Raw genomic sequence first — 23,928 nt, forward strand, 5'->3', positions numbered from 1 at the left:
TCATTTAAGGCTATTTTTATGCAACTTGAAACGAGAAAGAATTTTTCTGCAAGTACTCGTCCTTTAAGTGAAGCTTTTAGCTTAGCTTTGCTTGATTTGGATGGTGTTGTTTACAGAGGTGGAAATTCTGTTGAGTATGCTGCTGAATCGATTGAGTGTGCTCAAAAACGCGGAATGTTTATTGAATACACAACAAATAATTCTTCTCGTTTTCAAGCTGTTGTTGCCAAACAATTGGAAAGTTTTGGTCTGAGCGTAAAACCATGGCAGATTATTACTTCATCTGTTGTTGCAGCTCGCATGGTTGCGCGTCATGTTGAGCCAGGTGCTCGTGTTCTAGTTCTTGGTGCTGAGCATTTGCTTGAGGAAGTTAAGCGTGTAGGTTTACAGCCTGTAGATTCTTGCAAAGATAATCCGCAAGCTGTTATTCAAGGCTGGTATCCTCAGATGACTTGGCAAGAAATGGCAGAAGTCTCTTTCGCTGTAGAGCACGGAGCTAAATATTTTGTTACAAATCGTGATTTAACAATTCCTAGAGAGCTTGGCATAGCTCCTGGATGCGGATCCATGATTCAGGCTGTTATTAATGCTACAGGGGTTGAGCCTATTTCGTCTGCTGGAAAACCTGAATCTGCAATGTATGACGAGGCTCGACTGCTTGTTGCAGCAAATGCTGAACATGCAAAAACTGAATTTGAGTCAGAGGACGAACAATATACTGAAAAAGACGAGTTTGGAAATCCTGTAATAAGTATTTCTAAATCTCTTGCTGTAGGAGACCGTTTAGATACTGATATTGAAGCCGGAACAAGGGGAGGCTACGAGTCTTTGCTTGTTCTTACTGGAGTTACGAATCCTAGAATGCTTATGCTTGCGCCGAAACATTTGCGACCAAGCTTTGTTTCTAAAGATTTGCGAGGACTCAACGAGTCTCATAACTGCCCAGAGAAAGTGGACGAGCATACTTTTATTTGCGAAAATGCAAAAGCTGAGCTTACTGATAATCGCATTATTGAAGTAAATAATCTTAATGATTGCAATGCTTTAAGGGCTGCATGCGCGTTGACATGGAGTTTGCAAGATAATGGTGAATCTCTTGAAAACTATACTCTTCCGGAGTTTTCATTATGAGTTTTAATGAAGATTTGCGAATTTTTGTAAACTCTTCTTCACATAAACGTTTGGATTGTGCTCTTGTTGCCAGAGGATTAGCGGAAAGTAGAACAATAGCTAAGCGTCTAATTCAAAATGGTGCTGTAAACGTAAATAATAAAACTATTAAAAAATCTTCTTTTCTTGTAGACGATTCAGAAGAAATAGTTATTTCTAAATCAGAAGGCGTAAGCTCTTTTGCTAAATATGTTTCTCGCGGAGCTCTTAAGCTAGAAGGAGCTTTTGAAGCGTTTTCTAAATACGGTTTATCTACTTCCAAGTCAACTAGAGCATTAGATATTGGCGCTTCAACAGGCGGATTTTGCGACATGCTTTTACAAAGAGGAGTTGAGCATATTATTGCTCTCGATGTTGGTCATGGGCAGCTTAATCCTAAAATTGCGAATAATCCTAGAGTAATTGAAATGAGCGGAGTAAATATTCGCAACGTTTACGAAGAAGATTTGCCGTATAAACCTAATCTTATAGTTTCGGATGTTTCTTTTATTTCTTTAACATTTGTTATTCCGGTAATTTCGCGCATTGCTGAGAATAATGCAGATGTTGTTTTACTTGTTAAACCTCAGTTTGAGGTTGGAAAAGGAAATCTTGGAAAAGGTGGAATAGTAACAGACGAATCTTTGCGTATTAAAGCGTTAGAGAATGTTGAAAATTGTGCTAAAGATAATAATTTAACGATTGTTTCAACAGTAAAATCTCCTATTGAAGGCACTCACGGAAACGTAGAATATTTGCTTTATGCGCATTTTGAAGGCTGATAATACAAATACTTGCGCCTAATATACGTAGAAGAATTACAATAGTACTGTTATTTGAAAACAGTACGAAGGGTATTTGTGATGCAGAAACATTTCGATGAAAATACTGCTTCTGCGCCTCGACGCGCTCTTGTAGTAACTCATGCGAGACTTGATTGCCACAGTGCTGTAGTGAATCAAGTTACTTCACAGCTTACTCAAGCGGGTTTTCTAGTTGATGTTTTTCACAGTGCTGCCGTTTCTGATTTTTCTAAAACGCCTACTAATTTAGTTGATGAGCATACTGAAATCGTTGTGGTGCTTGGGGGAGATGGCACCATGCTTCAGGCTGCAGAATTAGTGCATTGCACTACAGTGCCAATTATTGGAATAAATCTTGGTCACGTTGGTTTTTTGGCAGAATTTGAAAGCTTCCAAATTGATGAAGCAATTAGAAGAATCGCAAATAAGGATTATTCAATCGATCGACGTATGGAAGCCCATGTTGACGTGTGGCTTCCTGGCGAAAGTGAGCCTTTAAGAGACTGGGCTTTGAATGATATTACGCTTGATCGTGCAGATCGTGGGCGAATGGTAGAGCTTTCAATACGAGTAGATGATGTTGAAATGTCATCTTTTGGCTGTGATGGTGTAATAGTTTCAACTCCTACTGGTTCAACAGCTTATGCGTTTTCTGCCGGTGGCTCAATTATGTGGCCAAATGTTGCGGCTTTGCAATTAGTTCCTTTAGCTGCTCACGCGCTTTTTGCTCGTCCGCTTATTATTGGCTCAGGATCTACTTTTACAATTGATATTCTTGAAGAATCTTCTTCGGGTGGCTGGATTTGCTGCGATGGCAGGCGTCAGCGTGCTCTTCCTCAAGGATCAAGGATTCAAGTTCGACAGTCTAAAGATGAGCTTTTGCTAGCTAGACTTTCGGGAGCGCCTTTTACTAAGCGTTTGGTTACAAAATTTGATCTACCGGTAGTTGGTTGGCGAGAACATAACAGTAATCAGTCAAACCGTAAATAATCTACTTAACTAATAGCAGTAAAAACGAGGTATAGTGTGCTTGAAGAATTAGAAATACGCAATCTTGGGCCAATTTCACACGCGCTTATTACTCCTTCTTTACGAATGACTGCGATTACAGGTGAAACTGGCGCTGGAAAATCAATGCTTTTAAGTGCCATAAAACTTATTTCTGGTTCGAAATCAGATTCTGCTAGAATTTCGCCAAATGCTAAAGAAACGTGGGTACAAGGCGTATTTAGCATTCCAAAATCAAGCGAAGTGGAAGAAACTGTTAATCAAGCAGGTATTGAGCTTGAAACTTCAGAAATTGATGAAACAAAGTCAGATATGTATGTTGCAAGAACTGTTCCTAAACAGGGTCGCTCAAGAGCAACAATATCTGGATTCGCTGTTCCAAAAACTTTGCTTGAAGACGTATGCTCACAAATGGTCACAATTCATGGTCAAAGTGATCAATTACGCATAGCAACTAGCGCAAAACAGCGTGAAATATTAGATTTAGTGGCTAAGAATAGTGAATTAGCGAATAAGTATTTTCAAGCTTATCAAGCTTTAAAAGATGCTCAAGAAACATGTAATCGTCTTGAAAACCAAGAATCTTCTGCTCGTCAGAGAGCTGACTATTTGCGAGAGTCTTTAGCGCAAATAAAACAAGTAGATCCAAAGCCTAATGAAGATGAAGAATTGCGTTCAAAGCGAGAGCGCATTGAAAATTCTGCACAAATTATTAACGCTGTGAGCACAGCTTTATCCTCGCTTGACTCTAGTCAAATCGACTATAGTGCTTCATCGTCATCTTTAGACGCAAGAGAGCTTATTGATCAGGCTGCTCAAGCATTGCGAAATATTAGAGTTGATAATTCCTTTGGTAAACTTGCTCAACAGCTTGATGATATTCATGCGCAACTTGACGATATTGTAATGCAGCTTGCTCAGCAGATTGATTTTGATGCAAGTGAGGAAGATTTAGATTCTTTAAACGCAAGAATACACGATCTTAGTGAGCTTACGCGAAGATGGGGGCCTACTTTAGACGATGTTCTTAATTGGGCGCAAAAAGCTCAGTTTGAACTTGAAGATTTAGATGATTCTCCAGAAGCTATTGAGCGTGCTAGGGCCGCTTGTAATAAGCGTTACGATGAAGCTTTTGATTTAGCTAAGAAATTATCTGCAACTCGTGTGAAAGCAGCTAAAAAGCTTAGTGATGATGTTACTAGTGAGCTATCTTCTTTAGCAATGGATGGCGCTCAATTAAATGTTCGAGTAAATTCTAGAAGTGAAAATCAAGATGGTTTAGTTGATCTCGATTCAAACGGTATTGACGATATTGAGTTTCTTTTCAAACCATTTCCAGCTTCTCCAGATTTACCAATGGGCAAAAGTGCTTCTGGCGGTGAGCTAAGTAGGCTGATGCTTGCAATGGAACTTGTTGTTGCAAGAATGCGCGAGCATGATGATAAAAACATGACTTTTATTTTTGACGAAGTTGATGCAGGAGTTGGTGGCGCTGCTGCAGTGGAATTAGGAAAGCGTTTGGCTAAACTTGCTAAACATTCGCAAGTGATTGTTGTTACGCATTTGCCTCAAGTCGCCTCTTTTGCTGATGCGCAATACGCTGTGCAAAAAAATATTTCACCTGTTAATAATGGTGATTTTGAAAGTCAAGAAGCAGATACTACTGTTAATCTACTCGAAGGTGAATCTCGCGAGTTAGAAATCGCTCGTATGCTTGCTGGAAGTAACTCTAAAACTTCGCTTGAACATGCGCATGAATTGTTGGAAACAAGTAGAAAGATAATTGATGACGCTGCAGAATAATAATTCGTTTTTTAAGGCTGCTATTTTTGATTTTGACGGAACTCTTATTGATTCTCTTGGAGTTTGGGATGATATTGATAAAAAGAGTTTCGCAAAACGCGGCTTAAGTGTTCCGGATATTTTTGCAAATACTACAGCAGCTATGAATCCTCGACAAATTGCGGATTATGTTATTGAACATTACGGTTTTAGTGAATCTCCTGAAGAACTAATGAAGGAGTGGTCAGATATGGCGTTTGATGCTTATGCTAATCATCTTCCTCTTAGAAAGGGAGCTTATGACTATGTTAAATATTTGCGTTCTAAAAAAGTAAAGATGTTTCTTATTACAACTCTTTCCAAAACTTTATGCGAGCCTGCGTTAAGAAGGCTTAATATTTTAGATTGTTTTGATTTTTTGCAATTTGGAGAAGATTTATCTAAAGAAGGAAAACACAGTTATAAAACTTATGTTGATATAGCAGAAACTCTTAAGGTTGCTACAAAAGATTGTGCAGTTTTTGAAGATTCTGCAACTGCGCTAAATTCTGCTCAACAAGCTGGAATGAAAACATACGGTGTTGTAGATGAATCATGCTCAAAAAATGATTTAGATTTGCCATTTAGGAAATGCTTAGAAGTATTTTCCAACTTCGAAGATGCTCCAAAAAGTTGATGAGGTTTCACATACCCCGGGTTTTGTCGCGTACACAAGTGCACACGGATGGCCATCCATCTCGATTTGACGTTACCGCCAAACTCTAGCAGTCTACCCGAAGACTCAGGCGAGCAGCCTTTAAGCGTCTTCTGCTTGACCTTGCTCCCAATGAGGCTTGCCATGCGACTAACTGTTACCAGAAGTCCGGTGGTCTCTTACACCGCCGTTTCACCCTTACCCAAACGAAACGTTCGGGCGGTCTATTCTCTGTTGCGCTATCTCTCAGGTCGCCCTGGGCGGACGTTATCCGCCATTGTGCTCTGTGGAGCCCGGAAGTTCCTCAGTCACTCCGAATGAACATTGTGACCGCGGCCATCGTGAAACCTCAACCTTCCCAAGTATAGCAGATATTGTTCATCTCGTAAAAAATTAGTTGTTTTGCGTAAATTTTCGAAATAATTATGAAATTTTTTTGCTTAAATTTAATAACTTGCTAGGTTCTTATTGATTTAGCAGATATAATAGAAGCACCGACGGCATCGTGGCAGTCGGCTGATACAAATCGAACCTAAAGTTCGAATCTACATGGGGAGGTTTCGCATGGAAATCGTCATTACTGGTCGTCATACGCAGATTAATCAAAGGTTCCGTGACGTTGTAGAAAGTAAGATGAATCGCGTAACCGCTATTGCTCCTGATGCGCAGCGCGTTCAAATTGTGTTGACTCATGAAGGTAATCCAAGGCAGGCAGATACTGCAAAGCGAGTTGAAATTACTGTTGTTGCAGGTAGCACCGTGATTCGCGCAGAAGCTTCTAGCACTGATCAGTACAGTGCTCTTGACATGGCTCTAGATAAGTTGACGCTACGTTTGCGCCGCACGCGTGATCGCCGCAAGGATCATCGCCGCGGATACACGGAAATGGTTCCTGTTGATATGGGCGCTGTTGAGCCAGAAATTGACATGAAAATTGAGGAGCCTAGTGAGGATGTTGTCAATAGTGCGGATGCAGCTGTTGCTTCTGATTTAGGCCCTGGTGAGTCTGTAGAAGTTAGCGTTGGTGATACGCCTATTGTTATTCGACGCAAGCTTCATATTGCAGAGCCAATGAGCATTGATGAAGCTTTGTACGAGATGGAATTAATCGGTCACGATTTCTTCCTGTTTGTTAATAAAGAAACAATGCGACCATCTGTTGTGTATCGTAGGCATGGATGGAGCTATGGCGTGTTTGAGATTGATACGCCTGAAAATGTTGCTAAGAAAAAGTAATAATAAAATAATTACGAAAAGTAATAAAGTATTTAGGAGTTTGTAAAAATTAAGTTAGATTAACAAAATGCCCGTCTGCTAGATGGCTAGGCGGGCATTTTATTTGTTACATCGACTCGCGTGCTTATAAAAATCGCTGCCGTCGCGTAATATAGGCACAGTTTACGTCTATGTTGGCTAGGCCGTCTTCATAGACATGACCTAAGGGAGCAAAACGTGGTAGATATCGTCGATAAAGCCTTGCGTATGGGTGAAGGCCGTCAGTTAAAGCGCCTTGAGAACGTTGCCAAGGCTGTGAATGCGTTAGAAGATGAAATTTCTGCGCTTTCCGATGAAGAATTGAAGGGGCAAACCGCTAAATTTAAGCAGCGCTTAGATAATGGTGCAAAACTGGATGATTTGATGCCTGAAGCCTTCGCTACTGTTAGAGAGGTTTCAAAGCGCACGCTTGGCCAGCGTCACTTCGATGTTCAGCTTATGGGCGGTGCGGCATTGCATTGGGGCAATATCGCAGAAATGAAAACTGGTGAAGGTAAAACGCTGGTTGCAACTTTGCCAAGCTATTTGAATGCTTTGGAAGGCAAGGGCGTTCACGTTGTTACAGTTAACGACTACCTTGCAAGCTACCAGAGTGAGCTTATGGGTCGTATTTACCGATTCCTCGGTATGAGCGTCGGCTGCATTATTACCGATCAGCAGCCACCTGAGCGTCGTAAGCAATACAATGCTGATATTACTTACGGTACAAATAATGAGTTTGGTTTCGATTACTTGCGCGATAACATGGCTTGGGAAAAGAGCGAGCTTGTGCAGCGCGGTCATCACTATGCTATTGTCGATGAGGTTGATTCCATTCTTATTGATGAAGCTCGTACACCATTGATTATTTCCGGTCCTGCTGAAGGCGACGTAACTCACTGGTATCGCGAGTTTGCAAAGCTTGTTTTGAAGCTTAATCGCGATGCTGATTACGAGATTGACGAAAAGAAGAAAACTGCAGGTATTCTCGATTCTGGTATTGCTAAGATTGAGGATTACTTGGGTATTGATAACCTTTACGAGCCAGCTAATACTGCTCTTATTGGTTATTTGAACAATGCTCTTAAAGCTAAGGAACTCTTCCTTCTTGACCGCGATTATGTGGTTACTAATGGTGAGGTTTTGATTGTCGACGAGCATACTGGTCGTGTTCTTCCAGGACGTCGTTACAGTGAAGGCTTGCATCAGGCTATTGAAGCTAAGGAAAACGTGGAAGTTAAGGCAGAAAATCAGACTTTTGCTACGATTACTTTGCAAAACTACTTCCGCATGTACGACAAGCTTGCTGGTATGACTGGTACTGCAGAAACTGAAGCTGCAGAATTTATGGGAACATACAAGCTTGGTGTTCTTCCAATTCCTTCTAATCGTCCAGTTATTCGTATGGATAAGGATGATTTAATCTTCCGCACTAAGAAAGAAAAGCTTACTGCTATTGTGCGCGATGTTGCAGAACGTCATGCAAAGGGTCAGCCAGTATTGCTTGGTACTGCTTCTGTTGAATCTTCAGAAATTCTTTCTTCGCTTCTTGACGTTGCTCGCATTCCTCACCAGGTTTTGAATGCTAAGCAGAATGCTAAGGAAGCTGCTGTTGTTGCTGTTGCAGGCCGTAAGGGTGCTGTAACTGTTGCTACTAACATGGCAGGCCGTGGTACTGATATTATGCTCGGCGGCAATGTTGAGTTCCTTGCAGACGCTAAGTTGAAGGCTGAAGGATATTCTCCAGACGATACTCCTGAAGAGTATGAGAAGCGTTGGCCAGGCGTTTTAGCCGAAGTTAAAGAGCAGGTTAAGGACGAGCACGAAGAAGTTAAGAAGCTTGGTGGCTTGTATGTGCTTGGTACTGAGCGTCACGAATCTCGCCGTATTGATAATCAGCTTCGAGGCCGCTCTGGTCGTCAGGGTGATCCTGGTGAGTCCCGCTTCTACTTAAGCTTGGAAGATGATTTGATGCGCCTATTCAACACTCAGCTTGTTGCTCGTGTTATGGCTAAGGGATTGCCAGAGGGCGAACCAATCGAATCTAAGTATGTTTCTAACGGTGTGCGCACGGCGCAGAAGACTGTTGAAGCTCGTAACTTTGAAATGCGTAAGAACGTTTTGAAGTATGACGATGTTATGAATAAGCAGCGTACTGTTATCTATGCAGAACGTCAGATGGTTCTTAAGGGTGAAGATATTCATGAGGACATCTTGAAGTTCATTAGTGACACTGTGGAAAGCTATGTTCGTGGCGCAATGAACGGTTCTGATAAGCCAAAGAACTGGGATTTGGACGGCTTGCAGAACGCTTTGTTAGCAGTTATGCCTGTTATTCTCGATTGGGATCAGGTTCGTGAAACAATTTCTAAGCTTAAAGGTGAAAAAGCTGTTATTGCTTTGCGAGATTTGATTGTTGATAACGTAAACAATTTCTACGATATCTTTGAAAAGCGCATTGGATCTGACGCAATTCGTCAGATTGAGCGTCGTGTTGTGCTGGCTGTGCTTGATCGCAAGTGGCGTGAACATCTTTATGAGATGGACTACTTGAAGGATGGTATTGGTCTTCGCGGCATGGGCCAGCGCGATCCTCTTGTTGAGTATCAGCGTGAAGGCTATCAGATGTACAACTCCATGATTGAAGCAATCAAGGAAGAAAGTGTGCAGCTTCTGTTCCACATTAATCTTGAGCAGGTTGCTTCTACAGAAGATACTTCTTCTGATTCTTCTGTCGATGAGGATGTTGCTCAGGCAGAAGCCGAAGTTGATTCTCAAGATCAGCCATCTGGAATTGTTGGACCTGCACCTTTGAGCCATGCTGAAGGCGATGTTCCGTTAAGCATGCGACCAAAGAACGAAGAGTGGAAGACCCCTTGGTCCGATGGTCGTACGTTCCCAGGAACTAACAAGAATGATGAATGCCCATGCGGTTCTGGACGTAAGTACAAGCTTTGCCATGGACAGAATGAAGCTGAAAACTAAGCAAAACTTAAGCTAGAACTTAAGTGAAAATTTAAGCTTAGAAAAAAATAAACTAAAAATAAATAAGCTAAAAGTAAAGTAGAAGGCTACATACGTTTTGTATTGGCCTTCTACTTTTATTTTTATTCAAAATACTTTTGCAATCTAATAAAAGCGTTTATTCTAAGACACGTTTTATGCTTTTGTTACACTCTAGCTCCACTCCCATAATCTCTATAATCTTCTTTATAAGGATCTGGTTTTTTACGGTTTAAAAATATCCCTAATCCGCCTAAAAGCATTAATATTGCGCTTATAATTCCAACAATAGTTGCGAAAGATGGAAGAAAAGCACTCAAAATAATACCAGCAATACCAACAGCAAAAACAGTCCATAAAACAAATGTAACTGGAGAAATATCTTCCAACTTTGGATTAGGAGGCACAAAATCATCGCCATACTCGTCCATAGTCGTATCTACGTCAAGCCAACTTGTGCGAGTATTGTCGCGTGGGCCTCTACTATTTTTTGCAATCAAATAAAAATTCTGCGCATTCTCTTTCTTCTTAGCATGCTTTTCAAAACTTTTTGCGTCGCGAGAATTAGAAATATCTTTTAATTCATCCGAATGATCCGTAATAAAATTCAGCCAATCATCTTCAAAATTTTTACTATTCTTTTCATTCTCATTATTTGATGATTGTGACATTCCTTTTCCGTAACGGTGAGGGTCGTTGGTATCCTTAGAAGAAGTCATGAATTATACTCTAGCAAGTATGCCTGATTCTTGGTGCGTAAATTAGCGAGTGCCTGCTTGCTTGCAGAAAGGATATGCTATGTTGTACTGGTTCTTCGTGAAGGGTCTTGGGGGTATTGCCCGCATGAGGATTCATCCATCAGCAAAAGGCGTTCATAATGTTCCTAAAAAAGGTGGAGCAATTATTGCAGCGAATCATCTTGCTGTTATTGACGATGCGCTACTTCCTTTAACTTGCCCACGTATGATTCACTTTATGGGTAAAGCCGAATATTTTGAAGGGAAAGGCTTAAAGGGACGTTTTAAGAAGTGGTGGTTTACTTCCGTTGGTGTGTTCCCAGTTGATCGTTCTGGTGGTTCAAAATCGCTTGGAGCTTTAAATCATGCTCGTGAGATTATAGAAAAAGGTCAGCTTTTCGGTATTCACATTGAGGGCACAAGAAGCCCAGACGGAAGACTATATAGAGGTCACACTGGTGCTGCTCGTCTCGCTCTTGAAACTGGATGCCCAATCATTCCTGTGGCAATTATTGGCACAAGAGATTTGCAGGTTCAAGGTCAAGTAATTCCTGCCAAAGGCAAAACGCAGGCAATTTATGGTGAGCCTATTCAAGTAGAGCGTGTAAAAGACGAAAGTGAGATTACTCACGAGCGTCTTCGTGAAATTACTGATCAAATAACGAAAGCAATTCAACAGATGAGCGGCCAAGAGTACGTTGACGAATATGCTCAAACTGTAAAAGAACGTATGCGTCAAGCTGCAAAAGATAATCAAGCTAATAAGCAATAACGTGCACTAATACAAGTTAGTAACAGTTGTAAAGCTGTAAGCTCAAGAACCAGTAAAAATAGCGGAAACAGTGAATGAACTGTATTTTAAAGCAGTAAATAAACTGTATCTTAGATTACTGTAAGAGTAATAACAGAAGGATTTCCGTGTGAATCCTTCAAAGGAACTTCGCTGCCAGCTCCAGGGGATTGGAACCTAACTACATGCATATAATCTCCAAGAGGAGCAGATATTTTAACCTGCAGACCAAGGCTTTCAATAATCCTACGAGCTTCTGCAGTGTTTTTGCCGCAAACATTTGGTAAGGTAACAGATTTAGGTCCTTTTGAAACAACAACTTTTACGCTGTCTCCCCAGTGCATTTGAGTACCGGGTTCAACAGAAGCACTAATAATCCTACCTTTTGCAACAGTATCGCTATTTTCCTCTTCGTACTTTACGTCTAATTTAGCACCACTAAGAGCAACGTCAGCATCATCCTTAGTGTGATTAACAATATCCGGCATTTGAACAGGCATAGGTCCTTTAGAAAGAAGCAAACTAACTTCCTCATTGTGATTCATGCGCGTGCCCGGTTTAGGAGTAATGTCAACAACGCTTCCTTCTGGGATTTCAATAGAGTAAACGTCGAGTGAAGTTCGATGAATAATATGAGTAAATCCAGCTTTACGAAGTGCTTGCAATGGTTTCTTACCATTACGAGTTTTTGGATTAGTAATATCAGAAGGAATTGTAGCTTTTTTAATACCGAGCGAAAGTATAATACGAAGCTTACTATTCGAGTGCTTACTAATGTGACTTCCAACAACATCAGGCACAGTGGCAAGAACTTTTCCTGAATCAACATCATCACTGTAGTCTTTGGAAACCGTGTAAGGAATTCCAGCAACCTTCAAAGTATGCTCATATTCTTGCCAACTAACATCTTTAACTTTGCAAGCTGCTTGATTTGCGCATCGAAGATCATCCGGCTTAGGAAGCGTCCAGTAGCTGCCAGGGCCTAGGAAGTACCAGAAGCTTCCAATAGCACCAAGAACTAGAACTGCAAGAACACTTCCTCCAGCAATAGCAATTACTCGCTTTTTAGAAGAGGAATCTTTTTTAGAGTCTGAATTAAAGCTTGCAGGTTGCAATGTTGGAATTAGTGGATTTATAGAAGTCTTATTGCGATTAAGCTCGTGTGAATCAATTGCAATAGTTGGCATATTGCTGTCGTCAAATTCTTCAAGCGGATTGCTTTGAGAATCAGAGTCAGTATTTTCTTCAGATTTTACAGCGGCAGTGCTTATTGCTTGAGTAGCATCTAAATCGCTTGTAGAATCATCTGAATCTTGAGAATACTTATAATCTTTAGTCTTATTATCGCTATCGGACTTATCAATATCTTTAAGGCGCAGATTGTCTAGAGGAGATAACGAGTCGGAATCTTGCTCTTCCTTAACAGCATCAATTTTATATTGCCAGTCTTCAGCACTTAATTGTTTTGAAAGATTTCGCAATTGCGTTAACGCTTCTATAGCATTATCTGGTCGATCGTTCATATCGCGCGCAGTAAGCTTAGATATAAATTGCGCAACTTTTTCGTTAATATCTGGGCATGCTGTGCTTATTGAAGGAGTGTTTTCGTGAACATGCTTAAACACTAGTGTTACAGGATTATCTGCAGTAAAAGGAACTCGTCCCGCAAGCATTTCCCATGCCATCATTCCGGCAGAATATAAATCACCTTGAGGTGTTGCAAGATTGTTCTCAATAAGTTCTGGAGCTAGATAAGCTGCCGTTCCAAGCAATAATCCGGTAGAAGAAAGAGTTGCCTGAGATATTGCGCGAGCTAAGCCAAAATCAGTAATCTGCACGTGGCCGCGATCATTAATCAAAATATTTTCAGGCTTAATATCTCTATGCACGACTCCAGCTTGGTGTGCGGAAGCAAGACCGTCTAAAGTTTCAGCCAATAAGCGTAAGGTGTCACGAACACTAAAAGTGCCTTGCATGTTCATCTCGTAGCGCAAATTAACGCCATGCACATACTCCATAACAAGATAATCAAGACCGTCGTATTCGCCAGTGTCATAAACTTGGACAATATGCGGGTTTGCTATAGCTGCTGCAGAAGTTGCTTCTCTGCGGAATCGAGCAATAAACTGCTGGCGATGCACTCCTTGAGCAAGCTGAGTGTGCATTATTTTAATTGCGACAGGCCTATCGAGACGCTCATCCTGCGCCTGGTACACCGTAGCCATACCACCTTGAGCAATTTTACGCACAATACGATAGCGATTTTCAATGCACATGCCAGGCTGAACCTGAGTAGCTTCATCCATTGTCACAATCCTTATACGCGTAAACCTTGCTTACTATTTACAAGCCTACGAATGATTTTACAAGTAACGTAGTAAGTATGGTTGCTTTCGATAGTTACACTCAAATACTATTGTACATTACGCCATGCTTCAGGTATAAAGCGTTCGCTTATATTATGAAGTATTGCTTTACCGCTGCCACTTAGAGGACTTTCATCAATTGAATTATTTGACTTCTGCCAAAGATTCATAATACGTTGTTTTGAACGTTCAATAGCTCCCGAAGTATGGTAGATTTGTATTATTTTTTCAACGTCGCTTTCACAGCGTTCTTCGCTTGTATAAGCTTTAGTTAGTATTTCTTTTTCTTGATTACTGCCGTATTGCAACGCGTCTGCAAGCAGTACAGCACGTTTTCCTTCGCGAATATCTCCACCAATAGGTTTCCCTGTAAGCTTGCTATCTGAAACAATGTCAAGCAAATCGTCAGCAAGCTGGAAAGCGATGCCAAGAGGGTCTCCAATAGAATTAGCTAGATTATAAGCATCGTCTGGATTCATTGATGCAGCAAGAAAACCAAGTGTTAAAGGGGCAATAGTCGTATAACTTGCTGTTTTCCACCTAAACACATTAAGAGAAGATTGTGCAAGCTCAGATGGATTGTCAAGTTGCATCATTTCAATGGACAAATCCAAAACTTGACCAATACCCACATTTCGTTGCATTGAAGCAAAAGCTTGAAGTAATTCTTCACTATAAGTAAAATATTTCGCTGAATTTCTAGTAATATCAAAGCTTTCTGTAGCAAGCAAATCACCAAGCATAAGGCCAAGCCCTGATCCTATGTGCTTGTTGTTGCACACAGAACTTAATGCACAATATGCACTTGGTTTTCCTCGTCTTAAAGCTGACTCGTCAATAATGTCGTCATGAATTAATGCTGCGGTTTGAAATACTTCTAAAGCACAAGCAATATCAAATAAAGCTGTATCTTGAAGCTTATTCGTGGCTTTTTCGCTAGAAGCAGCATTATAAGCACTTATAGTAAGTAGAGCTCTAAGACGCTTACCACCTTCGCTAGAAACGATAGCTTGCTTTATTACCTGCTGTAACGTTGTTTTACAGGTTGAAGAAAGATTATTTTCGGCGCTTGTGCAAAATTGTTGCGAAATTAAATACGCAATTCGAGATTCAATAGCAGCAAGATTGCAAGTATCGTCCGTTAAAGTGCTCATATTATGAAAGTTATCCACAGGGCTAAACAATGTAAAACACAATAGTTTGTACGATTTAATGAGCTTCTAACCGTTGCAATCGTTTTTTATTGAATACTATTTCGCATATTGAGAAACTTACACATATCAAGAATTACGCTCGTAAAGCTTGATTTAATAATAAAAAATCATGAGCAAATACATATATGTGCAATGTATATGTGCAATACACATTAATGAAGGGGAGTAATTGTTATGGCAGTAGCAAGTGTTGATTTAGAAGAGAAGATTTCGCATAGTTGCATTGATGATTTTGATACTCAAAGCATATTGGAAGTTTATGGTGAAAGCGCTGATCTTTGTGATGATTCAATAGATTTTGTTGGATTGGATGATTTTACTAGTTTTGCTGGCCAAGAGATTTCAGACATTAAAGGAAAAATATATCCTTCAAAAGAATGCAGCTTCTTTATGACATTCTCAAAAGAATATGCGTATTTTAATTGTGACGAAAATTCGCAATGGGTTAAAGGCATACAGCATTGGATTCCAACAGTTTCAAAATCTTTTATTCAAAACGCGAACATAAACGGTAAAGAAAGCGCTGTTAGAAATACTGCATGCGTTGCGTTCGTACGATGGTGCGACATGTTTCTACACGACAAGAAAATGTTTGGCTATGATTTAGTAAATCTTGCTATTGGAATGTTTCACAATATTAACGTGCGCGACGCAATGCTTATATCTATTTTAGATGAAAATCAAGAATGGTATGACGACAATGCTTTAGCAGAATTCGCATGGTATCCACACACGCCTATGGTGTCAGATAGATTGCGCCAATTTTTAGAAGCTAAGTTTATTCAAACAAGCAAAATACCTAATATAAAAAGAGCCATAACAGCATGCAGAGTGCTACAAGTTATGGCGTTTGCTACACAAAGTATTCCAGAGTTAACAGTGCAAATTTACGCACTTTTAGCATATATTAGCTGGTGGTTTAGGCTAGGTAACGTTAAAAAATATACTGAGCGAGCATTGAGTATAGATAATGATTGCACAATGGCAAAAATTGTTGAAGGAGCTTATGAAAATAAGCTTGAACCAGCCTGGATATCAGAATGCGCCACGCCGCAAGAAAAATAAGGGGAATAATCGTCGTGCTTAAATGGTTTACTACTTAAGGTAAAACTTGCCCTTGCTTGAACTATGCCTATATGCGCTGCAAGGGGATACTACAGGAGGAACAGTTTGACGAGCGAAGTTGAATCATCAGCTGATCAGAGCGAAGAGCAAGATGGTAACAAGCCTGTAAAAGCACGTAAAACAAGTACTGCACGACAAAGTCGCGCTCGCACTTCGTCTGCTGCTAGTAAAACGCGTAGTTCTCGTTCAAAAAAAGCAGTTGAAAATCAAACTGATACTGAGCCAGGCTCCAGCGAAGTTGAATCTGAAGTTGAAGCAGAAATTCGTAACAATAGTGATGACAGTATTGATAATGCTCAAAATGATGCTATCGAAGATGGTGATTCATTAGCTATTGACGATTCATTAGATGATGATCATCTTGACGATGAAGATCAAATGAATTTGGACGATTTGGATGATATTCATCCGGAAGATATAGCTGATGTTGACGATCTTGAAGATGTTGATGTAGATGTTGATACTGATCTTGAAGATGATGTAGATGATCTTGAAGATGCCGAAGATAATGATCAGCATAAGCATGATGTTCCTCAGGTTCCACAAGCTAAGGGCGCGTTTATTGTTCGTGACGACGATGATGACGATAATTTAACTCCTTCCGGAAATCCTAAGCGTCGAGTTATTGCTACAGGAGCTACTGCTGACCCTGTTAAGGATTATTTGAAGCAGATTGGCCGCGTTAGCTTGCTGAACGCTGAGCAGGAAGTTGATTTGTCGGAACGTATTGAGGCTGGCTTGTATGCTCAGCATTTACTCGATACTGATATTGACAATATGGAATTTAAGCGCAAGCGCGAACTTAAGTGGGCTGCAGCGGACGGAAAGAAAGCAAAAGACCATCTTTTGGAAGCAAACTTGCGTCTTGTTGTTTCTCTTGCTAAGCGCTATACCGGCCGAGGAATGCTTTTCCTTGATTTAATTCAGGAAGGTAATCTTGGTTTAATTCGAGCTGTCGAAAAGTTCGATTGGAAGAAGGGCTTTAAGTTCTCCACTTACGCAACATGGTGGATTCGCCAGGCAATCACTCGCGCAATGGCAGATCAGGCTCGTACAATTCGAGTTCCAGTGCATATGGTGGAAGTTATTAACAAACTTTCTAGAGTCCAACGTCAAATGCTTCAAGACTTGGGTCGCGAGCCTACGCCAGATGAGCTTGCGCGCGAGCTTGATATGCCAGTTGAAAAGGTGCAGGAAGTACAAAAGTATGGGCGTGAGCCTATATCTTTGCACACTCCTTTGGGCGAAGATGGCGATTCCGAGTTTGGCGATTTAATTGAAGATACCGATGCAATCGCACCATCTGATGCTGTAGCATTCTCTCTTTTGCAAGAGCAGTTCAGGCAGGTTCTTGAAACATTGGCTCCTCGGGAGGCTGGTGTTATTAAGATGCGTTACGGCTTGGAAGATGGTCAGCCTAAGACTTTAGACGATATTGGTCGCGTTTATGGCGTTACTCGTGAGCGTATTCGCCAGATTGAGTCTAAGACAATGTCTAAGTTGCGTCATCCTTCTAGATCGCAAACTTTGCGTGACTTCTTGGATCAGTGATTTTGTAACGTTATATTGCAAAAGTGTCGTGTTGTTACTTTAGTAAGATGCGACACTTATTGCTTAATAGTTAGCTTATATAAGGGGTAGAAGTGGTCTCTAAAGAGCAAGAGCAATATGATGCCGACAGTTTGACAGTGCTAGAAGGCTTGGATGCTGTAAGAAAGCGTCCAGGCATGTATATTGGCACTACAGACAGCCAAGGCTTAATGCATTGCCTTTGGGAGATTATTGATAATGCGGTTGACGAGGCTTTGGCGGGTGCTTGTGACCATATTATTGTTACTCTTCACGACGATGGATCTATTGAAGTTGCAGATAATGGTCGTGGTATTCCAGTAGATGTTGAGCCAAAAACAAAGCTCACTGGTGTTGAAGTTGTTTTAACTAAGCTTCACGCTGGAGCAAAGTTTGGTAACGCTTCTTATAATGCTGCAGGCGGTTTGCACGGTGTTGGATCTTCTGTTGTAAACGCTTTAAGCTTGCGTTTAGATGTTGAAGTCGATAGAGACGGTAAAACGCATCATATGGCGTTCCATCAAGGGCATCCTGGTGTGTATAGCGATGCTGACCCGGAGCATCCATCTCCAGCCTCTCCATTTAAGCGTACGCGTAAGAACAAGCCTACTGAGCTTGAAATTATTGGCACTGTTTCGCCAAAAACTACCGGAACTCGTGTACGCTATTGGGCGGATCCAGAAATCTTCAATTCTACTGCTCATTTTAGTTACGAGCAGCTTATTGACAGGGTTCGTCAAACAAGTTTTTTGGTTCCAGGCTTAAAAATTACTGTTATTGACGAGCACGTTCCGGAAGGTGAATCTGCAAATATTGAAGAAATTGATTCTTCTGAAGATAATCTTGTAGAAAATAATGCTGCAGAAGATAATATTGCGGAAAATAATCTTCTTGAAAATCAGCCTGATAATATCGATGACTCTGCGGTTGAATTTGAAGAATTAGAATCTGAAACAGCATTAGAAGATGAAGATAAGTCTGAAGATAGTGAGTCTGAAGACAATAAATCTGAAGAATCAACAGCACAATCTATTGCAAATGCTGAGTCTGCTAACTCAGTGCAAAATAAGCATCACCCTCGCGTTATTGAGTTTTTGCACAACGGCGGTGTTAAAGATTTCGTTGATTTTCTTTCAAAAGGTGAAGCAGTATCCGATATTTGGCGCATTTCTGGCGAAGATACTTATATAGAAGAAACGCAAGCCGTTGACTCTTCTGGTGAATTACACGCGCAGCAAGTAACTCGAAAATGCGGTGTTGATATTGCAATGCGCTGGGTAAACGGCTACGATTCAACGATTATTAGTTTCGTAAACGTTGTTGAAACTCCTGGCGGAGGTATGCACGTTGACGGCTTTATGCAGGGATTAACTAAGCAAATTCGTAAAGCCGTGGAAGATAATGCTAGAAAGCTTAAAGTAAATCTTAAAGACGCTAACACAAAAATTGAGCGCGACGACATTATGGCAGGCTTGGTAGCAGTCGTAACTGTTCGTATTGCAGAGCCTCAATTCCAAGGTCAAACTAAGGATGTTCTTGGAACCGCTCAAGTTAAGCCAATAGTTATGAAAATGACTGACGCTCAATTTGGCGAAATGATAACTGGTTCTAAGCGAGGTTTTAAAGAGCAGTCTTCTAGAGTTTTGGAAAAAATAGTTTCCGAAATGCATGCGCGTATTCAGGCGCGTAAAACTAAGGAAGTTACCCGCAGAAAGAACGCTCTTGAGTCTGCTTCAATGCCGCCGAAACTTTCTGACTGCCAGCCTGGAAACGACGATGTTGCAGAACTTTTCATCGTCGAGGGCGATTCTGCACTTGGCACTGCAAAAGCTGCTCGAAATTCTGCTTTCCAAGCGCTTCTTCCAATTCGCGGTAAGATTTTGAACGTGCAAAAGGCAAGTCTTGCACAAATGCTTTCCAACAAAGAGTGCGCTGCAATTATTCAGGTTGTTGGAGCAGGATCTGGCGCAAGTTTCGATATTTCGCAAGCGCGTTATAACAAGATTGTTATGATGACCGATGCAGATGTTGACGGCGCGCATATTCGTATTTTGCTTCTAACGCTGTTCTATCGTTATATGCGTCCGCTTATTGAGCACGGCCATGTTTATGCTGCAGTGCCTCCTCTTCACAGGATTGCGCTCGCTGGAAAGCGCAAGGGCGAGTATATTTACACGTATTCAGACGACGAATTGGCTGGAAAGCTCAACGATTTGCAAGCTAAGGGCATTGATTTTAACAGCGATATTCAGCGTTACAAGGGCTTGGGTGAGATGGATGCAGATCAGCTTGCAGACACCACTATGGATCCTAGAACTCGCATGCTTCGAAGGATTCGTATGGAAGATGCTCAGCAGGCGAGTGAAGTATTTGATTTGCTAATGGGCGATGATGTTCCTCCGCGAAAGCAGTTTATTGTTGATAACGCAGACGACTTTGATCGTTCCAAAATCGATACCTGATTTTTGCTTTTGCTTGTGTTTTAGGTTGTGTAATATTTGTAATTTTCTTCGCATTATGTAATGTGTATTACAAATTTTGAATTGTAATTACATTATGACATTTTGTTAAGTTATAATGATTTTATGATATAATTGCAAATGCAGGTTTACTTCAATAGTGGAAGTGAGTCTGGGATTTTGCATTTATTGATTTTCTTAGAATTTGTTTTATAAGAGGGAAAAATGAACAAGAAAACTGTGATTTTATTATCGACTACGATGATGAGTATTGCTGCTGCGGCTTGCGCTTTTTGCGTTTCGCAGACTGCGAATGCGGCTGAAGCTTCTACTCCTACTATTTCGGGTGTTTCTACTGCAAAAGTCACTACCCCCCCCCCAATTGAAAATACTTCTTCTCAAGAAACCAATTCTTCTGAGACAAATGGCATAAAGTCTTCTGATCCTTCTGATTCTTCTGATAAAGATAATATAAAACCTGAAACGAATTCGAAACCAAATTCTAATACAAAAACTGAATCCAAGCTTGAAGCTAAGAGCGATGTAAAGTCTGATGCAAAGCTTGATACAAATACTAATGTAAGCACTGTAGTTGAGACTACTGCTAAATCTAATGCAGATTCTGTTGTAAATACTGATACAAAAGCTGAATCAAACATTGATTCAAAGCCTAAAGGTAATGAAGCCCCAGTTTCTACAACGATTTTTAATCAAGCGCTTTTTGCTAGTGGTAAGCCAGGTCCTAATCAAACTCCTAAACCTCAAACACAAACAACTGAGCTTAGAGTAAGTCTCTGTTGGGAAACAATGAACGGTGATAATAACAATGCGCTTGTTAAAGCTGATAGCGATTTTGGCCAATTGAATTTTGTGAATTGGGATTTTGGTTCCACGCTGGACTCAAGTAGGCAAGACGTAAAGAATGCGTTTGCTAAAATTGAATTTAAGATAATAGATACAACCGATAACAACAAGGTAGTAGCAACTACTGCTGGTACTTATGATCCTAATACTGCTACTAGTGCAACAAAAAGCTTGGGTAGCTATGATTCAAGCCATACTTACGAAGTGTCAGTGGTAAATAGCACAATTCCAAGTCCGTATTATGTGACGTACAACAATGTTTCTGCAGGTGAAGGTGATGAATTTACACCTAGTGTTAGCAACTTCACTTGGACTCCAGCTAACGCGTCTAATAAAGCGTATCAAAACAAATATTTCCGTTTAAACGCATTGGAAATTGTGTATGCCAAGGATGAGTCGGTAGCAGACAAGTGCTTCTCGTATGAGCAGCCAAAAAAAGATAATGGTGACTATCGATCCGATGGTAACTGGAAGTTCCAGTATAATGATGACAATATTTTTAAACGTATTCGTGTAAAAGATAACGCTATTCAGTTCCCTAAAGATAACAATGGCAATCTTATACATCCTGTTAAAGCAGGTTTTAAGTTTGATGGCTGGCAGTTCTATGTTGCTAGAAAGACAAACGGCATAGCATACACATCGTATGACCGTATGAGTGATGATGATAAAACAATCATTAATAGCACAACCGTTGCTTACGTACCGTTTAATGCTCAGACTATTACCTACCCGTATTTATTTGCTGTGATTAGAGATAGCAAGGGCGTTAATACGTTTGGCAGTAAACTCGGTACGCAGTATTGCTCTACAAATCACACCTTTGTTGTCTTCCCGAAGTGGGTAGCTGCTGGCCATACAGTTACATTTATGAATGGAGAAACTCGGTATGCACAAGTAAAAGTGCAAGAAAACAAGTCTATTGATAGTGATGAGTGGACTACTGAGTCGATGCCGGCAAATCCTTCGAAAGATGGTTTTACTTTTGAAGGGTGGAATGAAAAGCAAGACGGAAGTGGTGCAGTATTTAGTGCTAGCACTAGAGTGAGTAGCGATTTAACAGTTTACTCTATTTTCAAGGATTATCCACCAGTTATTACAGTCCAGAATAAGACTATTACTGAGGGCGATTCGCTTGATTTAAATAGTCTTGTTGTGTCTGCTAAAGATAGGGAAGATGGAGACATAACAAGCAAAGTAAAGCTTACTAACAACGGTGGTTTTGATAATACTAAAGTTGGTTCGTATAATATTACGTTTAGTGTAACAGATAATGGCGGAGAGACCGCTACAGCAGCTGCAACAGTAACTGTTACTAAGAAGCCAACTCCTCCTACACCTCCAACTCCAATGCCTACGCCAGAACCAGAGCCAAATCCAGTTCCAGTTCCTGAATTGCCGGTTCCTGTTTCTCCAGCTCCGATTCTGACGCCTGCTGAAGCAGAGCCAGAACCTGCACCGGCTCCAGCTCTTTCGCAACCGGAGCAACCGGAGCAACCGGAAGATAAGCGCGTTGTTAAGCATCTTCCTAAAACTGGCTCAGCCACAACTCCAATTCTCGCTTCCGCAATTGCTTCGCTTTTCGCAGGTTTCGCCGGACTTGCTGAATCATTTGCTGCAAATCGCAAGCGCAGAAACTATTTATAAGTGGTAAATAATAGGCAGTTTTAATTGTCTACGTTTTAGTAATTAAGGCTTCTGTTTAATGTTTAATACACTAAGCAGAAGCCTTATTTTGTGTCACGCGATATGCTGTTAATGCTTATTGGGTTACACTTGTTTGGTGAGTTGTTTTGTAAACATGTATTAACTAATGTTTGGGAATTTTTATGGTTAACCTTCTTCTTGCTGTTATTTATCTTGCTTTTATAAGCTTGGGTTTGCCGGATGCTCTTCTTGGAGCTGCGTGGCCTACTATGAGTCATGATGTTGGTGCGCAAATTTCTTGGGCTGGTGGAATATCAATGGTTATTTCTGCAGGAACAATTGTTTCTGCGCTGCTATCTAATAGGCTTACGCATAAGTTTGGCCCTGGGAAGGTTACGCTTATTTCAGTTGCTTTAACAGCTTTAGCGTTACTAGGTTTTTCTTTTGCTCCGAATTATCTTGTGCTTATTTTTCTAGCTATACCATACGGTTTAGGTGCTGGAGGAGTGGATGCGGCTCTTAATAATTACGTTGCAATTCACTATGAAAGCTGGCACATGAGCTGGCTTCACTGCATGTGGGGAATTGGGGCTTCTCTAGGTCCTTACGTTATGGGTTTCGCACTTTCTCACGGTCAGCGTTGGCCTGCAGGCTACCAGTATATTGCTGTTATACAAATTGCTCTCACTCTTGTGCTGTTTATAAGTTTGCCGCTGTGGAAAAATAATAATAAAAAGGCAGAGACGCATAATCTTACTGAGGTGAAGAAACAATCTTCTGGGGTGCTATCTTACGCGGAAGTTTTGCGCATTCCAGGAGCGAAAAATATTCTTATTATGTTCTTTTGCTATTGCGCTTTGGAACAAACTGCAGGATTTTGGGCTAGTAGTTACATGGTTTTGCACGGAGGAGTTAGCCGCATTGTTGCAGCAGGCTGGGCAAGCCTGTTTTATGTTGGCATTACGGTTGGCCGTTTTGTAAGCGGATTTCTTACTATGTGTTTTAACGATGCAACTATGATTCGTATTGGGCAGTGCGTGATGCTTGTGGGAATTCTGGTATTGTTGCTGCCTTTGCCAAATCATATTGAGCTTATTGCAGGATTTGTAATTATTGGGCTTGGTTGTGCTCCGGTGTATCCGTGTATTATTCACTCAACTCCGCAATATTTCGGTGCAGATAAATCGCAAGCGATTGTTGGCATGCAAATGGCAAGTGCATATATTGGATCTATGGTAATGCCTGCGATTTTTGGAATAATTGCGCAGAATGTTTCTATGGTGCTGCTTCCGGCTTATTTGATTATTCTTCTTGCCGTAATGACTTTTATGCACGTGCGTTTGCTTCGAACAGCCGGAAGCCGAGCGTGAAGTGTTTGTGTGTGCGATTAAGTGTAAGCTTTCATAATTTTGTATATACATTATACCGAATTATGGTATATTTATTAGTGTGGTTGCATTCTTA

At 40.8% G+C, this 23,928-nt stretch carries 16 protein-coding genes and 1 other RNA gene; 13 read left to right on the forward strand and 4 right to left on the reverse strand.

The features are described 5' to 3' along the window. The first annotated feature begins 18 nt into the window (after positions 1 to 18). The 5 genes from NG78_RS01855 (at position 19) to NG78_RS01835 (ending at position 5,418) form a co-directional block, all read left to right on the forward strand. Complete coding sequence (locus NG78_RS01855) at positions 19 to 1,131, forward strand: HAD-IIA family hydrolase (protein ID WP_004134905.1); 1,113 nt, start codon at positions 19 to 21, stop codon at positions 1,129 to 1,131. Beyond that, positions 1,128 to 1,931, forward strand: a complete 804-nt coding sequence (locus NG78_RS01850; protein WP_004134908.1) for a TlyA family RNA methyltransferase — start codon at positions 1,128 to 1,130, stop codon at positions 1,929 to 1,931. The genes NG78_RS01855 and NG78_RS01850 overlap by 4 nt, the downstream gene beginning before the upstream one ends. 81 nt (positions 1,932 to 2,012) lie before the next feature. Beyond that, positions 2,013 to 2,942 (forward strand): NAD kinase, encoded by a 930-nt coding sequence (locus tag NG78_RS01845; protein WP_004134911.1) that lies wholly within the window; start codon positions 2,013 to 2,015, stop codon positions 2,940 to 2,942. A 36-nt stretch (positions 2,943 to 2,978) separates the two neighbouring features. Continuing rightward, the gene (recN, locus tag NG78_RS01840) at positions 2,979 to 4,763 is read left to right on the forward strand and encodes a DNA repair protein RecN (protein WP_004134912.1); all 1,785 of its coding nucleotides are present in this window, start codon (positions 2,979 to 2,981) and stop codon (positions 4,761 to 4,763) included. Next, a complete protein-coding gene (locus NG78_RS01835; RefSeq protein ID WP_004134913.1) occupies positions 4,747 to 5,418 on the forward strand; it encodes an HAD family hydrolase in 672 nt (223 codons plus the stop codon). Before recN ends, NG78_RS01835 begins: the two co-directional genes overlap by 17 nt. Here the strand turns inward: NG78_RS01835 and rnpB are convergent. Then, an RNA gene (gene rnpB, locus NG78_RS05930) (RNase P RNA component class A) lies at positions 5,415 to 5,788 on the reverse strand. The two genes, NG78_RS01835 and rnpB, sit on opposite strands and share 4 nt — an antisense overlap. Before the next feature lie 212 nt (positions 5,789 to 6,000). Here rnpB and hpf point away from each other — a divergent pair. Continuing rightward, positions 6,001 to 6,672, forward strand: a complete 672-nt coding sequence (gene hpf, locus NG78_RS01830; protein ID WP_004134914.1) for a ribosome hibernation-promoting factor, HPF/YfiA family — start codon at positions 6,001 to 6,003, stop codon at positions 6,670 to 6,672. Between the two features lie 216 nt (positions 6,673 to 6,888). Continuing rightward, positions 6,889 to 9,675, forward strand: a complete 2,787-nt coding sequence (secA, locus tag NG78_RS01825; protein ID WP_004134915.1) for a preprotein translocase subunit SecA — start codon at positions 6,889 to 6,891, stop codon at positions 9,673 to 9,675. Between the two features lie 185 nt (positions 9,676 to 9,860). Here secA and NG78_RS01820 read toward each other — a convergent pair whose 3' ends face one another. Next, positions 9,861 to 10,412, reverse strand: a complete 552-nt coding sequence (locus NG78_RS01820; RefSeq protein ID WP_004134916.1) for a hypothetical protein — start codon at positions 10,410 to 10,412, stop codon at positions 9,861 to 9,863. A 79-nt stretch (positions 10,413 to 10,491) separates the two neighbouring features. Between NG78_RS01820 and NG78_RS01815 the strand changes: the two genes are divergently transcribed. Further along, positions 10,492 to 11,202 (forward strand): lysophospholipid acyltransferase family protein, encoded by a 711-nt coding sequence (locus NG78_RS01815; RefSeq protein ID WP_004134917.1) that lies wholly within the window; start codon positions 10,492 to 10,494, stop codon positions 11,200 to 11,202. A gap of 110 nt (positions 11,203 to 11,312) precedes the next feature. On the opposite strand, the gene NG78_RS01810 is transcribed toward NG78_RS01815, so the two are convergent. Both NG78_RS01810 and NG78_RS01805 read right to left on the reverse strand, forming a co-directional pair. Further along, positions 11,313 to 13,526: a protein kinase domain-containing protein gene (locus tag NG78_RS01810; RefSeq protein WP_004134919.1), complete on the reverse strand. Its 2,214-nt coding sequence runs from the start codon at positions 13,524 to 13,526 to the stop codon at positions 11,313 to 11,315. A gap of 107 nt (positions 13,527 to 13,633) precedes the next feature. Next, positions 13,634 to 14,740, reverse strand: a complete 1,107-nt coding sequence (locus tag NG78_RS01805) for a polyprenyl synthetase family protein (protein WP_004134921.1) — start codon at positions 14,738 to 14,740, stop codon at positions 13,634 to 13,636. 234 nt (positions 14,741 to 14,974) lie between these two features. On the opposite strand from NG78_RS01805, the gene NG78_RS01800 reads away from it, so the two are divergent. From NG78_RS01800 to NG78_RS01780, 5 genes are all read left to right on the forward strand, one after another. Beyond that, the gene (locus NG78_RS01800; protein WP_004134923.1) at positions 14,975 to 15,865 is read left to right on the forward strand and encodes a hypothetical protein; all 891 of its coding nucleotides are present in this window, start codon (positions 14,975 to 14,977) and stop codon (positions 15,863 to 15,865) included. A 105-nt stretch (positions 15,866 to 15,970) separates the two neighbouring features. Continuing rightward, a complete protein-coding gene (locus NG78_RS01795; protein WP_004134926.1) occupies positions 15,971 to 17,476 on the forward strand; it encodes an RNA polymerase sigma factor in 1,506 nt (501 codons plus the stop codon). Between the two features lie 92 nt (positions 17,477 to 17,568). Then, positions 17,569 to 19,956: a DNA gyrase/topoisomerase IV subunit B gene (locus tag NG78_RS01790; protein WP_004134928.1), complete on the forward strand. Its 2,388-nt coding sequence runs from the start codon at positions 17,569 to 17,571 to the stop codon at positions 19,954 to 19,956. A 222-nt stretch (positions 19,957 to 20,178) separates the two neighbouring features. After that, on the forward strand, positions 20,179 to 22,464 hold the full coding sequence (locus NG78_RS01785) for an InlB B-repeat-containing protein (RefSeq protein WP_004134930.1): 2,286 nt from the start codon (positions 20,179 to 20,181) through the stop codon (positions 22,462 to 22,464). A 182-nt stretch (positions 22,465 to 22,646) separates the two neighbouring features. Continuing rightward, on the forward strand, positions 22,647 to 23,834 hold the full coding sequence (locus NG78_RS01780) for an MFS transporter (protein ID WP_004134932.1): 1,188 nt from the start codon (positions 22,647 to 22,649) through the stop codon (positions 23,832 to 23,834). Positions 23,835 to 23,928: the final 94 nt, after the last annotated feature.

The organism is Gardnerella greenwoodii 00703Dmash, from assembly GCF_000263635.1.
In the GTDB taxonomy this organism is placed as follows: Bacteria; Actinomycetota; Actinomycetes; order Actinomycetales; family Bifidobacteriaceae; genus Bifidobacterium; species Bifidobacterium greenwoodii.

What these genes read in the sequence shown, in the direction of transcription:
- NG78_RS01815 (WP_004134917.1), top strand. Translation starts at nt 10,492, where the DNA reads ATGTTGTACTGGTTCTTCGTGAAGGGTCTTGGGGGTATTGCCCGCATG.
- NG78_RS01780 (WP_004134932.1), top strand. Translation starts at nt 22,647, where the DNA reads ATGGTTAACCTTCTTCTTGCTGTTATTTATCTTGCTTTTATAAGCTTG.
- NG78_RS01810 (WP_004134919.1), bottom strand. Translation starts at nt 13,526, where the DNA reads ATGGATGAAGCTACTCAGGTTCAGCCTGGCATGTGCATTGAAAATCGC.
- NG78_RS01800 (WP_004134923.1), top strand. Translation starts at nt 14,975, where the DNA reads ATGGCAGTAGCAAGTGTTGATTTAGAAGAGAAGATTTCGCATAGTTGC.
- NG78_RS01855 (WP_004134905.1), top strand. Translation starts at nt 19, where the DNA reads ATGCAACTTGAAACGAGAAAGAATTTTTCTGCAAGTACTCGTCCTTTA.
- NG78_RS01845 (WP_004134911.1), top strand. Translation starts at nt 2,013, where the DNA reads ATGCAGAAACATTTCGATGAAAATACTGCTTCTGCGCCTCGACGCGCT.
- hpf (WP_004134914.1), top strand. Translation starts at nt 6,001, where the DNA reads ATGGAAATCGTCATTACTGGTCGTCATACGCAGATTAATCAAAGGTTC.
- NG78_RS01835 (WP_004134913.1), top strand. Translation starts at nt 4,747, where the DNA reads ATGACGCTGCAGAATAATAATTCGTTTTTTAAGGCTGCTATTTTTGAT.
- NG78_RS01805 (WP_004134921.1), bottom strand. Translation starts at nt 14,740, where the DNA reads ATGAGCACTTTAACGGACGATACTTGCAATCTTGCTGCTATTGAATCT.
- NG78_RS01785 (WP_004134930.1), top strand. Translation starts at nt 20,179, where the DNA reads ATGAACAAGAAAACTGTGATTTTATTATCGACTACGATGATGAGTATT.
- NG78_RS01850 (WP_004134908.1), top strand. Translation starts at nt 1,128, where the DNA reads ATGAGTTTTAATGAAGATTTGCGAATTTTTGTAAACTCTTCTTCACAT.
- NG78_RS01820 (WP_004134916.1), bottom strand. Translation starts at nt 10,412, where the DNA reads ATGACTTCTTCTAAGGATACCAACGACCCTCACCGTTACGGAAAAGGA.